The sequence below is a fragment of the Rhizobium sp. BK098 genome (genome assembly GCF_014193155.1).
Lineage (GTDB): Bacteria > Pseudomonadota > Alphaproteobacteria > Rhizobiales > Rhizobiaceae > Rhizobium.
This window is the reverse complement of record NZ_JACHYY010000021.1, coordinates 18,101-31,132: the sequence shown is the minus strand read 5'-3', so window position 1 is coordinate 31,132 and position 13,032 is coordinate 18,101. Positions and strand designations below refer to the sequence as shown.

Sequence of the window (13,032 nt, the reverse complement as noted above, 5' to 3'; positions counted from 1 at the left end):
CCACCAGATACGATAAGACCCAAAAATCATTCTCGGCATTCCTCGCTTTGGCCGCAGCCAAAATATGGCTGCCATACTTTGTCAACAGGGCCTAGTGTAAACCGCCTGATCGCTGCTTAAGGTAGTCTTTCGCCCCCTTCCGCAAACGACCCCTTATTGCTGAAGGACGCAGCTATCGCTGGATCGCACGCGATCTCGGGATCAGCAAGAACACCGTCAGCGACGTCGTCAGACGCAATCGCGCACCCGTCGAATGATTGGTTTGTTAGCGCCGGTTGCAGGGTCAGCAAAAGTCTCTATCGTGCATCTCAATGTGGTCGTGGAATACCAAGATGAACACATTAAGCCGACCAGGCCTCAGCGATATTAAAAAAGGAGACTGGGTAGATCGGCGTTTGCCTAAGGCATGGCAACCCTACACAAGGCTTGCACGGCTAGACCGTCCAGTAGGAATATGCTCACACTATTCCCTTGCTGGGCGGCGCTCGTCCAAGCGTCGTACGGGATTCCCGAGCTTCGACACTTGATCGTCTTTACTCTCGGCGCATTGCTGATGAGAAGTTCTGGTTCGACCGTGAACGACATCGCTGATCCAAAGTTCGACGGACACGTTGAACGAACACGATTTCGCCCCTTGGCGATACCTGTTTGCTTGCGCGTTCTCAAGTCGTAGCCAGCTGATAACAAGGGGAGTGATCACCTTGAGTACGCTGTCCACTGAACTCGTGGCGTTGTTTGACCAACCGCCTCTTCGCGGAGGTTGCATACGGCGGTCGCCCCGCGTCACATGCCGTTGACGTCACGCCGGCATTGACTTCATTTCGACAATGGATGATTTTGGTACGCCATATTATGGCATCCGAGGATCGAGGGTGTGAAAATGAATGATGATGCGCATGGCGCCGCAATTCGCGTGGAGCGTCCGACGAAGACGTTGCGGGAGCTCGCCCTCGACAAGGTGCGAGAGGCGATCATCAACGGCTATTTCCGCCCGGGCGACCGCCTGGTGGAACGCGATCTTTGCGCGCAGCTCGGCGTCAGCCGCACGATCGTGCGCGAGGTCCTGCGCCATCTCGAATCCGAAGGCCTCGTCGCCAATCTTCCGAACAAGGGGCCGATCGTCGCGCAGCTCAATCATGACGAAGCCAAGCAGATCTACGAGATCCGCGCCGCGCTCGAAGGGATGGCGGCACGGCTTTGTGCCGAGCAGAACAACCCCGCGATCGCCGATGCCCTGGACAAGTCGCTTGAGGACATAAGGCATAGCTACCGCGAGAAGGATATGGCCGGCGTGCTCGCTCACACATCGTCCTTCTATCAGACGCTGTTCAGCATGGTCGACCGCCATGTGGCCTGGGGCGTCGTCAACCTTCTGACCGTGCGCATCAATCACCTGCGCTCGATGACGATCAAGACGCAAAATCGCGATGTCCAGGGGCCTGCACAGATGGCGCGTATCGTCGACGCGATCCGGCGTGGCGACGGTGAAGGCGCCTATCAGGCGGCGATGGATCATGTCACCAGCGCAAGCTCCATTGCCCAGGCCGTGCTTTCCGGCCGGCAGCCGATCGACTGATTTCTCGCCAAGGCCATGAAGATGACGGCTTCCTCTTCCTTTCTCGGCTTCTCGGACCGCCTTGACGATGGCCATCTGCCGCGTGTGGTGATCTTCGGGGCGGGGCACGGAAGCACCTATCCCGGCAAGGACAGCAGCGGCTATGCCTTATCGCCCGGGGCAATCCGAGACGCCAGCCAGGGTGATGCCGGGCTTGTCGACCACTGGGATTTCGATCTCGGCGGCCCGCTGTTCGAGGGCAAGCCGATTTCCTGCATCGACGTGGGGAACATTGAGACCGTCATGCATGACAATGCCGGCAACCGAAGCCGGATTGAGGCCAAGACACGCGACGTTCTGGCATTGTCAGCCGTGCCGATGTTGCTTGGCGGTGACTGCTCGGTAACGATCCCTTTTATTGCAGGCTTTGCGGATCACGGACCGGTCTGGGTACTGCAGCTCGACGCCCACATCGACTGGCGTGACGAACTGCATGGCGAGCGCTATGGCTATTCGAGCCCGATGCGCCGGGCAAGCGAAACGGCGCATGTCGCCGGAATGGTTCAAGTCGGTCTTCGCAGCGTCGGAAGCGCCCGTTCCACCGAGATCGAGGCCGCGCAGAGCTACGGCAGCCACTTCGTGACCGCCCGCGAGATCCATGCGCAGGGCGTTGCAGCGGCCCTTCGGCATATTCCGGAAGGAGCGCGGGTTGTCGTCACCTTGGATTGCGACAGCATCGATCCCAGCATCATGCCTGGGGTTGCCGCGCGGACGCCGGGCGGTCTCACCTATACGCAGGTTATCGACCTGATCGCCGGCCTCGGCCGACGGGCTGATATTGCGGGTTTCGATCTGGTGGAACTCTATCCTCCCGCCGATATCGACGGCCTTTCGGCCTTGACCGCCGCGCGCATTGTCGTCAATGCGATCGGCACCATCGTCCGCCAGGGGTAACGCCGGCGAAATTCTCGCCGTGTGACGAGCAGGCGTGCATGATGCCGATGAGCGTCACGCCGCATCAAATTGTTCGTTTGCCTTCGTGAAGCGGGTTGACTTCGCCGCCTCTTCGGTGTGACGGTATACCATAATAACGAATACAAAAGCAAAATACTCACGGCTGAAGATGCGCGATGACAAGCACCGCTTTCGCCGGCGCTTGTTCGTGCCTATTCATAAAGCACTGATATAGCTGACTATTTTAGAAAGCGGCAGGTTTTTCAGTTCCGGTCGTTCAAAGCTGCTTGACAGTATAGTATTATGGCATACCATAATACGCATTCTTAGATGAGAGCGAGCCATGAGCCTTCAGATCCGAAAAACTGTCCTGCAGATCGAAACGACGCTTGTTGAAGGGGAGAAGGCAGCGGCCACGCCGTTAAAGCTCTTCTCGGCATCCGCGATCGTCAAAAACCCTTGGGCCGGTCGGGGCTTCGTCGCGGATCTGAAGCCCGAGATTCATGCCGCCGCGCCTGTTCTTGGTGAATTGCTCACCAAGATGATTATCGATGCGGTCGGATCGGGCGAGGCCGTCGAGGCTTATGGCAAATCCGCCGTCGTCGGTCTCGATGGCGAGATCGAGCATGCATCCGCGCTGATCCACACCCTTCGCTTTGGCAATCATTATCGCCACGCCGTCGGCGCCAAATCCTATCTCGCCTTCTGCAACACGCGCGGACCGGCCAATGCGCCGATCATGATCCCGCTCATGGACAAGAACGATGAAGGTCGTCGTTCGCATTATCTGACGATCCAGACGTCGGTCCCCGATGCGCCTGCCGCCGATGAGATCGTCGTGGCTCTTGGCGCCTCTGTCGGTGGACGGCCGCATCATCGCATCGGCGATCGTTATCAGGACCTTAGGGATCTGGGACAGGACGTCTCCAATCCGGCCGGCGTATAAGGATCGGATGCTTGGATGCCGGCAATGGAAACGATGGATCAGAAAAAGGCCGGTCACCTGACTGTGGGAGGCTTGCTCCGCAAGCACACGGCGCATGGCACCGCCTATCATGAAGTCGGCAAAGGCGAGCCGCTGATTCTGATCCATGGTGTCGGCATGCGGCTTGAAGCCTGGACGCCACAGATCAAGGCTTTTTCCGGAAGCTATCGCGTCATCGCTGTCGATATGCCGGGTCATGGGGAAAGCGTTGGCTTACCCCCTGGCAGCAAGCTGGAAGCCTTTGTCGCCTGGTTTGGCGGCTTTCTCGATGAGATGGCGTTCAGTAAGGTCAATGTTGCCGGCCATTCGATGGGTGCGCTCGTTGCCGGAGGGGCTGCCGCCACCTTCGGTGAGCGGATCAAGCGGATCGCCTATCTCAATGGCGTCTATCGGCGCGATCCGAAGGCCAAGGCCGCCGTGCTGGCGCGCGCAGCGGCAATACCGTTGACGGGCGTCGACAAGGAAGGCCCGCTGCTGCGCTGGTTTGGCGATGATGCCCAAAGCGCGGTGGCGCGCGAGCTCACCCGCAACTGGCTGAGCCTTGTCGATCCGCAGGGCTACTCCACCGCCTACGCGGCTTTCGCCGGCGGTGACGAGACCTACGCCGATCGCTGGCCCGATGTCGGGGCACCGGCTCTGTTCCTGACGGGATCCGACGATCCAAACTCGACGCCGCGGATGGCGGAGCAGATGGCCGCGGCTGCACCCAAGGGCTGGGCACGGATCGTCGAAGGGCACCGCCATATGGTGAACCTGACGGCGCCGGATACCGTCAATGAGCTGCTTGCCGAGTGGCTTTCATGCGGGGAGGACGCAAGATGACGACACAAGCTTTCGATCCGAGGGCGCTGCGCGACGCCTTCGGCGCATTTCCGACCGGTGTGACGGTCGTGACGGCGCGCGATCAGGCTGGTCTTCCGATCGGCTTTACGGCCAACTCCTTCACGTCGGTGTCGCTTGAGCCGCCGCTTCTTCTTGTCTGCCTCGCCAAGACCTCGCGTAATTTTGCCGCCATGACGAGCGCGAAGCACTTTGCCATCAATGTGCTCTCGGAGACGCAGAAGGCCGTCTCCAACACCTTTGCGCGGCCCGTTGAAGACCGGTTTGCCGCCGTCGAGTGGAGTTCCGGGGCGGATGGCTGTCCGATCCTTGCCGATGTCGCCGCCTGGTTCGAATGTGCCACGAGCGAAGTCATCGACGCCGGCGACCATGTCGTCCTGATGGGACGGATCGTTTCGTTCGACAACAGTGGCCGCAATGGACTTGGCTATGCTCGCGGCGGCTATTTCACGCCAATCCTGGCAAGCAAGGCGGTCTCTGCCGCTGCGGAAGGCAATATCGAGCTTGGAGCAGTCGTCGAGCGCGATGGCGAAATCCTGCTGCTTGGGGAAGAAGTGCTTGCTCTTCCGAATTGTGAGGGCAGCGAAGGAAGCCCCGCCGACATTCTCGGTCAGTATTTGCAAACGCTGACAGGCCTTACCGTGACCGTCGGCTTCCTCTATTCCGTCTATGAAAGCAGGAGCGATGGCAAGCATCACATCGTCTATCGTGCCTTTGCTTCACAAGGCGAACCGCGCGAGGGCAGGTTCCTCAAGCCGGATGCACTGACGACGGCGCACTTCAAGACCAGTTCCACTGCCGATATCGTCGCCCGCTTTGCGCTGGAAAGCCAGATCGGCAATTTCGGGGTCTATTTTGGCGACGAGACCTCCGGCATGGTGCGGCCGGTTTCCGGAAAGGCGGTGTAGATATGAAATTCTCTCTCTTCGTCCACATGGAGCGTCTCGACGCGAGCCAGACGCATAAAAGCCTTTATGAGGAGTTCGTCGCGCTTTGCGAGATCGCCGACAAGGGCGGCATGCACGCGATCTGGACGGGCGAACATCATGGGATGGATTTCACTATCGCGCCCAATCCCTTTGTGACGATCGCCGATCTGGCGCGCCGGACGTCACGGGCGAGGCTCGGAACGGGAACAGTGATCGCGCCCTTCTGGCATCCGATCAAGCTTGCCGGCGAAGCGGCGATGGCCGACATCATCTGCGACGGCAGGCTCGATATCGGCATCGCCCGCGGCGCCTATTCCTTCGAATATGAACGGCTGCTGCCGGGTCTCGATGCATGGGGCGCCGGTCAGCGCATGCGCGAGCTGATCCCCGCCGTGAAAGGCGTCTGGCAGGGCGATTACGCCCATGAAGGCGAGTTCTTCAAATTCCCGTCGACCACCTCGGCGCCGAAGCCGCTGCAGCAGCCGAACCCGCCGATCTGGGTTGCCGCGCGCGACCCGAATTCGCATGAATTCGCTGTCGCCAATGGCTGCAATGTCCAGGTGACGCCGCTCTGGCAGGGCGATGATGAGGTCGAGGCGCTGATAGGGCGGTTCAACGATGCCTGCGCCAAGAGCCCGCATATGGAGCGACCGAAGATCATGCTCCTGCGCCATACCTATGTCGGCTCCTCGGAGGATGACATCGCACGGGCTGCTCATGAGCTCAGCGTCTATTACAACTACTTCTTCGCCTGGTTCAAGAACGAGAAGCCGATCCATCAGGGCCTGATCGAGCGTATTCCGGAAGAGGATATTCGCGCCAATGCCATGCTGTCGGATGCGGTCATGCGTAGCAATAACGTCGTCGGAGATGCATCCACAGTGATTGCTCGGCTGAAGACCTATGAGGCGATGGGCTACGACGAATATTCCTTCTGGATCGACACTGGCATGTCATTCGAGCGCAAGAAAGCTTCGCTCGAACGGTTCATCGCCGAGGTCACGCCGGCATTTGCGGAGTGAACGTCATGCAGCGCTTCCAGCACTATATCGACGGTGAGTTTCTGGACGGGGAAGCCCGCTTCCAGAGCATCGACCCCGCGACCGGCGACGTCTGGGCGGAGATGCCGGAAGCGCGCGAGACCGATGTCGATCGCGCCGCCAATGCCGCCGAAAAGGCCCTTTACGAAGGCCCGTGGTCGAAGATGACCGCGACGCAGCGCGGCAAGCTTCTCTACAAGCTCGCCGATCTGGTTGCGGCCAATGCGCAGAAGCTTGCGGAACTGGAGACGCGCGATACCGGCAAGATCATCCGCGAGACTTCGGCGCAGATCGCCTATGTCGCCGACTATTACCGCTACTATGCCGGCATCGCCGACAAGATCGAAGGCTCCTATCTGCCGATCGACAAGGCGGACATGGATGTCTGGCTGCGTCGCGAACCGGTCGGCGTCGTCGCCATGGTCGTGCCCTGGAACAGCCAGCTCTTCCTGTCCGCCGTCAAGATCGGGCCGGCGCTTGCGGCAGGCTGCACGACGGTCGTCAAGGCTTCGGAAGACGGGCCGGCGCCGCTGCTGGAATTCGCGCGGCTGGTCCATGAAGCCGGCTTTCCGGCTGGCGTCGTCAATATCATCACCGGTTTCGGCCCTTCCTGCGGCGCGGCACTCGGGCGGCATCCCAAGGTCGCGCATATCGCCTTTACCGGCGGGCCGGAGACGGCACGCCATGTCGTGCGCAATTCGGCCGAGAACCTTGCCTCGACATCGCTGGAACTGGGCGGTAAATCACCCTTCATCGTCTTTGCCGATGCGGATCTCGAAAGTGCCGCCAATGCACAGGTTGCCGGCATTTTCGCGGCAACCGGCCAAAGCTGCGTTGCCGGCTCGCGCCTGATCGTCGAAGCCAGCGTCAAGGACACCTTCCTGTCGATCCTCAAGCGCAAGGCCGACGCGATCCGCATTGGATCGCCGCTCGATATGGCAACCGAGGTCGGCCCCCTTGCCACGAAGCGGCAGCAGGATCATGTGGCCGCGCTCGTTGAGAAATCCATTGAAAGCGGTGCTCGGCTTGTGACGGGTGGCCAAAGGCCTGAAGGTGCGGGCTATTACTTCCCGCCGACGATCCTCGATTGCGATGGCGTCTCCTCGCCTTCGCTTACCGAAGAATTCTTCGGGCCGGTTCTGTCGCTTGTCTCGTTCGAGACCGAGGCGGAAGCCCTCAGGCTTGCAAACGATACACGCTATGGCTTGGCATCCGGTGTCTTTACCCAAAACCTCACGCGCGCCCATCGCCTGACGAAGGGCATCCGCGCCGGTGTCGTCTGGGTCAACACCTATCGCGCGGTATCGCCGATCGCGCCATTCGGCGGCTTCGGCCTTTCCGGTCATGGCCGGGAAGGCGGTCTTGCGGCGGCTTTGGACTATACGCGCACCAAGACGATCTGGCTGCGGACGTCGGATGACCCGATCCCCGATCCCTTCGTCATGAGGTGAGAGCGATGTTTTACGAGATCCGCACCTACCGGCTGAAGAACGGCACGATCCCGCAATATCTGAAGGTCGTGGAAGAGGAGGGGATCGCTATTCAGAAGGCGCATCTCGGCAATCTTGTCGGCTACTTCCATTCGGAAATCGGCGTGATCAACGAGATCGTGCACATCTGGGCCTACGCAAGCCTCGACGATCGCGAGGCGCGGCGCGGGCGGCTGGCGGCGGACCCCAAGTGGCAGGCTTTCCTGCCCAGGATTCGCGACCTGATCGAACAAGCGGAAAACAAGATCATGAAGCCCGCCGGTTTCTCCCCCTTGGGGTGAACTGGCGGTGTGTAAGGCATGCCTCCAAGAACTGAAAAACAAGGACAAGGGAACATGAAAGCAAGAATTGCACTCGCGGCCTTTGCCGCAATAATGGCCGCATCCATGCCCGCCAAGGCCGATACCATGGTCTTCACGAGCTGGGGAGGAACGACGCAGGATGCGCAGAAGGTCGCCTGGGCCAACCAGTTCACTGAAAAGACCGGTATCGGCGTCATGCAGGACGGTCCGACGGACTATGGCAAGCTGAAAGCTATGGTAGAAGCCGGCCAGGTGAGCTGGGACGTCGTCGATGTCGAGGGTGATTATGCCGCCCAAGCCGGCAAGAACGGCCTGCTAGAGAAGCTGGACTTCTCCGTCATCGACAAGTCCAAGCTCGACCCGCGTTTCGTCAGCGACTACTCCGTCGGCAGCTTCTATTATTCCTTCGTTATCGGCTGCAACGCCGATGCCGTGAGCGCCTGCCCGAAGACCTGGGCCGATCTCTTCGACACCAAGAAATTCCCAGGCAAGCGCACCTTCTACAAATGGTCCGCGCCGGGCGTCATCGAAGCGGCACTCTTGGCCGATGGCGTTCCCGCCGACAAGCTCTATCCGCTCGATCTCGACCGTGCTTTCAAGAAGCTCGATACGATCAAATCCGATATTGTCTGGTGGTCGAGCGGCGCGCAATCGCAGCAGCTGCTGGCCTCGGCCGAAGCGCCTTTCGGCAGTATCTGGAATGGTCGCATGACCGCGCTCGCCAACAGCGGCGTCAAGACGGAAACCTCCTGGAGCCAGAATATTACGGCGGCGGATTCCCTTGTCATCCCCAAGGGTGCACCGAACCTTGAAACGGCGATGAAGTTCATTGCGCTGGCGACCTCGGCACAGTCCCAGGCCGATCTGGCGAAGGCCACCGGATATGCGCCGACCAACCTCGGCTCGGCGAAGCTGATGGACCCTGAGATAGCCAAGACCTTGCCGGACCAGCAGACCGCCAGCCAGGTCAATGCCGACATGAGCTATTGGGCCGCAAACCGGGATGCCATCGGCAAGAAGTGGTACGCCTGGCAGGCGCAGTAAGCGGCGGAGATAGCCAGACCACCGCGGACAAATCTCCGCGGTGGGGCAATGCGAGGTCCAGGCCCGCGAGTGGCGATCGCTGCACGTCGGCGCCGATGGTGGGAAAGGATTGCCATGTCGACATACATAAACGTTGCGGACGCGGCCGCACCGGCGCGCAAGGCGGCAGGGCCTACTGGATTTGCGCAGGTGGCGCCGGCTCTCGCCTTCGTCGCGATCTTTTTCATCTTTCCGGTCATCGCGCTGCTTTTGCGCAGCGTGATGGAGCCGGCATTCGGCTTTGGCAATTACGCGGAATTGCTGGGCTCCGAAACCTATCTGAAGATCTTTGCCAACACCTTTATCGTGTCGGGTGTCGTGACCGTCCTGGCGCTGCTGATCGGTTTTCCTGTCGCATGGACGCTGGCGATCATGCCTTCGCGCTGGTCTTCCGTTGTCTTTGCGATCCTGCTGCTGTCGATGTGGACCAACCTGCTGGCGCGAACCTATGCCTGGATGGTGCTTTTGCAGCGCACGGGACTGATCAACAAGATGCTTGTCGGTGCGGGGCTTATCGACAAGCCTCTCGCGCTGGTCAACAACCTCACCGGCGTCACGATCGGCATGACCTATATCATGCTGCCCTTCATCATCCTGCCGCTCTACGGCGTCATCAGGAAGATCGATCCGGCCGTGCTGCAGGCGGCAGCGCTGTGCGGCGCCAGCCGTCTGCAATGCCTGACCCGCATTCTGATACCCCTTGCCGCACCTGGCATGATGGCAGGTGCCCTGATGGTGTTCGTCATGTCGCTCGGTTACTACGTCACGCCATCGCTGCTTGGTGGCACGGCGAACATGATGCTTGCCGAACTCATCGCGCAGTTCGTGCAGTCGCTCGTCAATTGGGGCATGGGCGGGGCCGCCGCCTTCGTCCTGCTCGTCATCACGCTGACGCTCTATGCCGTCCAGCTGCGGCTGTTCGGCGCCCAGAATATGGGAGGGCGCTGAGATGCTGCTGAATTTCGATCGTCTCGGCTGGTGGAAATATGTGCTGCTCGTCATCACGGTCCTGACGGCGGCTTTTCTTCTGATGCCGATCCTGTTCATTGCGGCCTTATCGTTCGGTTCGTCGCAATGGCTGATCTTTCCGCCGCCGGGCTGGACCTGGCGCTGGTACGCGGAGCTGCTTTCCGATCCGCAATGGCTGGCTTCCGCCTGGACCAGCTTCAAGATCGCCGCGATCGTCACCGTGCTTTCGGTGCTGCTCGGCCTGGTGACATCCTTCGGCCTCGTGCATGGAAAATTCCTGTTTCGCGACGCGCTGAAGGCATTGTTCCTGACGCCAATGATCCTCCCGGTCGTCGTCTTCGCCGTGGCGCTTTACGCCTTCTTCCTGCGAATTGGCCTTGGAGGCACCTTGATCGGCTTTGTGGTGTCCCACCTTGTGCTGGCGCTGCCCTTTTCCATTCTGTCCATCTCCGGCGCGCTCGAAGGCTTTGACAAATCGATCGAGGATGCCGCCGTGCTTTGCGGCGCGTCTCCGTTCGAGGCGAAGATCAGGGTCACGCTGCCCGCCATCAGCCACGGCTTGTTCTCCGCGGCTGTCTTCTCGTTCCTGACGTCTTGGGATGAAGTGGTCGTTGCGATCTTCATGGCGAGCCCGACGCTGCAGACGCTGCCGGTGAAAGTCTGGGCGACGCTCAGGCAGGATTTGACCCCTGTCGTCGCCGCTGCCTCCACGCTTCTCATTCTGTTGACGGTCACGTTGATGACGCTGGCCGCGATTGTACGCAAGGTTCTGAAATCATGAGCGAATCCTTCCTGAAGATCAAAGGTATCCGCAAGGAATACGGCCCCGTCGTCGCAGTCCATGACGTCAATCTCGAGGTCAAGCGCGGCGAGTTCCTGACCTTTCTTGGCCCATCCGGCTCAGGCAAGAGCACGACGCTTTATATCCTCGCCGGCTTCGAGAACCCGACCAAGGGCGATATCCTGCTGAACGGCGAGACGCTGTTGTCGACGCCGTCGCATAAGCGTAATATCGGCATGGTGTTCCAGCGCTACACGCTGTTTCCGCATCTGACCGTTGGAGAGAACATAGCTTTTCCGCTGAAGGTCCGCCGCAAGTCCAAGGCTGAGATCGACAGCCGGGTCAAGGAAATGCTGCGTCTCGTCCGCCTGGAAGGCTTCGAGGATCGCAAGCCGGCGCAGATGTCGGGCGGCCAGCAGCAGCGCGTCGCTCTTGCGCGGGCGCTTGCCTATGATCCGCCGGTGCTTTTGATGGACGAGCCGCTATCGGCGCTCGACAAGAAGCTGCGTGAAGAGATCCAGCATGAGATCCGCCGCATCCACCAGCAGACGGAAGTGACGATCCTCTACGTGACCCACGATCAGGAGGAGGCGCTGCGGCTCTCGGATCGCATCGCCGTTTTCTCCAAGGGCGTCATCGACCAGATCGGAACCGGCCCGGAACTCTACGCCAATCCCAAAACTCGCTTCGTCGCCGAGTTCATCGGCGATAGCGATTTCATCTCGTGCCATCTGCTTTCATCGGACAATGGCCAGGCGACGATCTCGCTCAGTGACAAGACCGTTTTCGACAGCATCCCGGTGCACGGACGGCCGACGTCAGGGAGCAAAGCGGCATTGATGTTGCGGCCGGAACGCATTCGGCTCGGGCGCAAAGCAGGCTCAAGCCAAGGCCTCAGCGCGACGGTCAACGATATCACTTTCCTCGGCAACAACGTACATGTGACGACGCGGATTGCCGCCGGCGAAACCCTGTCCGTGCGCCTGCCCTTTGGCCACGAAGCCATCTCGGGTCTCAGCCGCGGCGATAATGTGCATCTGGAGTTCGATCCCGACGCCGCGCATGTCTTCTGCTAGCGCTGGCCGGTACTCTCACTGCGCAATGAAGGCAACCACGGCAATTCCGCCAGCCCAAGTTCTTGGCTCGCCTCATGAATTTGTTAGATACGGATTTTCTAATAGAAGAGTCGTTGGTTGTGATCCCATTCAGGAGCAGCCCATCTCGTTGCATTTTCGAAAAAATTCCTCTCAGATTTAGGAACCGAAGAGGCGGCCTTTCAATGATCGGAAGCCGAGCTTTTCGGAGATTTCGTGAGCAGCTTTCAAGAGACTGTCGAGATAGGCGGTGCGATTGCGCAAGCCATCTTCACGCGGGGTAACCAGGCAAAGCGTCGCAATGCTGGACCCGTCGGCCTGCCGGATCGGAACAGCGAAGCAGTGGGTGAAATTTTCCACTTCGCTATTGAAGGTGAAATATCCGTCTTCGGCGGCCTGGCGCACTTGAGCGATGAAATCAGCAGGCTCCAGGCGCCTGCCATTCGGCAGGATGAAATCCTCTGGCGGAATGAAATCGAGGATTTCCTGATCGGAAAGATGCGCGACAAGCAGGCGCCCCGAGGCCGTCCACGGAATTGCAACGAGTTCGCCGACATTCGACGAAATGCGAAAGGGCCGGATGCCCTCGCGCATCATGGCGACCGTATATTTATTGCCTTCCAGCAGGCACATTTGCGCGGTTTCGCGCGTCTCTTCCGCCAGCACCCCCAGCATGCGGCCGCATTCGCGCATCAGGTCGAACTGTTCTGCATAGGCGGTTCCGAGAAAATAGAGACGGCGGCCGAGAAAAACCCGGCCATCGCCGCCCTGATAATCGAGCATGCCATGGCCGAGCAGAAGATTGACAAGCTCGTAGATGGAAGAACGTGGCGCGCCGATTTCCGTAGCGATCTCGTTCGGCCGCATGGGCTGGCGTTTCACGCGCAGAAATTCCAGGATCTCAAACGCGCGATCCAGCCCTCGCATGCGTCGGGATACAATGTCATTTGCAGTCTCGGCCACGCTTTTCTCCAAAATTCCTAAACTAGCCGCAACCCGTACGTTGCGAC

13 protein-coding genes and 2 pseudogenes are annotated in these 13,032 nt (G+C 59.9%); 14 read left to right on the top strand and 1 reads right to left on the bottom strand.

What is annotated here, in order from left to right; genetic code table 11:
- Positions 1 to 152: 152 nt before the first annotated feature.
- The 14 genes and pseudogenes from FHT73_RS29670 to FHT73_RS28035 form a co-directional block, all read left to right on the top strand.
- Positions 153 to 257: pseudogene (locus FHT73_RS29670) on the top strand (helix-turn-helix domain-containing protein); the annotation flags it as partial.
- A 75-nt stretch (positions 258 to 332) separates the two neighbouring features.
- A pseudogene (locus FHT73_RS28095) lies at positions 333 to 640 on the top strand (UbiA family prenyltransferase); the annotation flags it as partial.
- A gap of 240 nt (positions 641 to 880) precedes the next feature.
- Positions 881 to 1,576, top strand: coding sequence for a GntR family transcriptional regulator (locus tag FHT73_RS28090; protein WP_183716307.1), 696 nt, complete (start codon positions 881 to 883; stop codon positions 1,574 to 1,576).
- Positions 1,577 to 1,597: 21 nt separating this feature from the next.
- Positions 1,598 to 2,509, top strand: a complete 912-nt coding sequence (locus FHT73_RS28085) for an agmatinase (protein ID WP_112610950.1) — start codon at positions 1,598 to 1,600, stop codon at positions 2,507 to 2,509.
- Positions 2,510 to 2,852: 343 nt separating this feature from the next.
- Positions 2,853 to 3,455 (top strand): amino acid synthesis family protein, encoded by a 603-nt coding sequence (locus FHT73_RS28080; RefSeq protein ID WP_112610904.1) that lies wholly within the window; start codon positions 2,853 to 2,855, stop codon positions 3,453 to 3,455.
- 33 nt (positions 3,456 to 3,488) lie between these two features.
- Positions 3,489 to 4,316 carry an alpha/beta hydrolase gene (locus FHT73_RS28075; RefSeq protein ID WP_246712263.1) on the top strand — a complete coding sequence of 276 codons (828 nt, stop codon included), beginning with the start codon at positions 3,489 to 3,491 and terminating at the stop codon, positions 4,314 to 4,316.
- On the top strand, positions 4,313 to 5,242 hold the full coding sequence (locus tag FHT73_RS28070; protein ID WP_183716301.1) for a flavin reductase family protein: 930 nt from the start codon (positions 4,313 to 4,315) through the stop codon (positions 5,240 to 5,242). Before FHT73_RS28075 ends, FHT73_RS28070 begins: the two co-directional genes overlap by 4 nt.
- Before the next feature lie 2 nt (positions 5,243 to 5,244).
- Complete coding sequence (locus FHT73_RS28065; RefSeq protein WP_112610898.1) at positions 5,245 to 6,285, top strand: LLM class flavin-dependent oxidoreductase; 1,041 nt, start codon at positions 5,245 to 5,247, stop codon at positions 6,283 to 6,285.
- 5 nt (positions 6,286 to 6,290) lie between these two features.
- Positions 6,291 to 7,754: an aldehyde dehydrogenase gene (locus FHT73_RS28060; RefSeq protein WP_112610896.1), complete on the top strand. Its 1,464-nt coding sequence runs from the start codon at positions 6,291 to 6,293 to the stop codon at positions 7,752 to 7,754.
- A 5-nt stretch (positions 7,755 to 7,759) separates the two neighbouring features.
- Positions 7,760 to 8,074, top strand: coding sequence for an NIPSNAP family protein (locus FHT73_RS28055; RefSeq protein ID WP_112415255.1), 315 nt, complete (start codon positions 7,760 to 7,762; stop codon positions 8,072 to 8,074).
- A gap of 54 nt (positions 8,075 to 8,128) precedes the next feature.
- Positions 8,129 to 9,139, top strand: coding sequence for an ABC transporter substrate-binding protein (locus tag FHT73_RS28050; RefSeq protein ID WP_183716299.1), 1,011 nt, complete (start codon positions 8,129 to 8,131; stop codon positions 9,137 to 9,139).
- 114 nt (positions 9,140 to 9,253) lie between these two features.
- Entirely contained in the window at positions 9,254 to 10,126 is an 873-nt protein-coding gene (locus FHT73_RS28045; RefSeq protein WP_183716297.1) for an ABC transporter permease, read from the top strand.
- Position 10,127: 1 nt separating this feature from the next.
- Positions 10,128 to 10,928 (top strand): ABC transporter permease, encoded by an 801-nt coding sequence (locus FHT73_RS28040; RefSeq protein WP_112610890.1) that lies wholly within the window; start codon positions 10,128 to 10,130, stop codon positions 10,926 to 10,928.
- Complete coding sequence (locus FHT73_RS28035; protein ID WP_112610888.1) at positions 10,925 to 12,004, top strand: ABC transporter ATP-binding protein; 1,080 nt, start codon at positions 10,925 to 10,927, stop codon at positions 12,002 to 12,004. Before FHT73_RS28040 ends, FHT73_RS28035 begins: the two co-directional genes overlap by 4 nt.
- 177 nt (positions 12,005 to 12,181) lie before the next feature.
- Here the strand turns inward: FHT73_RS28035 and FHT73_RS28030 are convergent, their stop codons facing one another.
- Positions 12,182 to 12,985 (bottom strand): IclR family transcriptional regulator, encoded by an 804-nt coding sequence (locus tag FHT73_RS28030; RefSeq protein WP_112610886.1) that lies wholly within the window; start codon positions 12,983 to 12,985, stop codon positions 12,182 to 12,184.
- Between the last annotated feature and the right edge of the window lie 47 nt (positions 12,986 to 13,032).

What these genes read in the sequence shown, in the direction of transcription:
- FHT73_RS28060 (WP_112610896.1), top strand. Translation starts at nt 6,291, where the DNA reads ATGCAGCGCTTCCAGCACTATATCGACGGTGAGTTTCTGGACGGGGAA.
- FHT73_RS28035 (WP_112610888.1), top strand. Translation starts at nt 10,925, where the DNA reads ATGAGCGAATCCTTCCTGAAGATCAAAGGTATCCGCAAGGAATACGGC.
- FHT73_RS28065 (WP_112610898.1), top strand. Translation starts at nt 5,245, where the DNA reads ATGAAATTCTCTCTCTTCGTCCACATGGAGCGTCTCGACGCGAGCCAG.
- FHT73_RS28070 (WP_183716301.1), top strand. Translation starts at nt 4,313, where the DNA reads ATGACGACACAAGCTTTCGATCCGAGGGCGCTGCGCGACGCCTTCGGC.
- FHT73_RS28055 (WP_112415255.1), top strand. Translation starts at nt 7,760, where the DNA reads ATGTTTTACGAGATCCGCACCTACCGGCTGAAGAACGGCACGATCCCG.
- FHT73_RS28085 (WP_112610950.1), top strand. Translation starts at nt 1,598, where the DNA reads ATGACGGCTTCCTCTTCCTTTCTCGGCTTCTCGGACCGCCTTGACGAT.
- FHT73_RS28050 (WP_183716299.1), top strand. Translation starts at nt 8,129, where the DNA reads ATGAAAGCAAGAATTGCACTCGCGGCCTTTGCCGCAATAATGGCCGCA.
- FHT73_RS28040 (WP_112610890.1), top strand. Translation starts at nt 10,128, where the DNA reads ATGCTGCTGAATTTCGATCGTCTCGGCTGGTGGAAATATGTGCTGCTC.
- FHT73_RS28045 (WP_183716297.1), top strand. Translation starts at nt 9,254, where the DNA reads ATGTCGACATACATAAACGTTGCGGACGCGGCCGCACCGGCGCGCAAG.
- FHT73_RS28075 (WP_246712263.1), top strand. Translation starts at nt 3,489, where the DNA reads ATGGATCAGAAAAAGGCCGGTCACCTGACTGTGGGAGGCTTGCTCCGC.
- FHT73_RS28080 (WP_112610904.1), top strand. Translation starts at nt 2,853, where the DNA reads ATGAGCCTTCAGATCCGAAAAACTGTCCTGCAGATCGAAACGACGCTT.
- FHT73_RS28090 (WP_183716307.1), top strand. Translation starts at nt 881, where the DNA reads ATGAATGATGATGCGCATGGCGCCGCAATTCGCGTGGAGCGTCCGACG.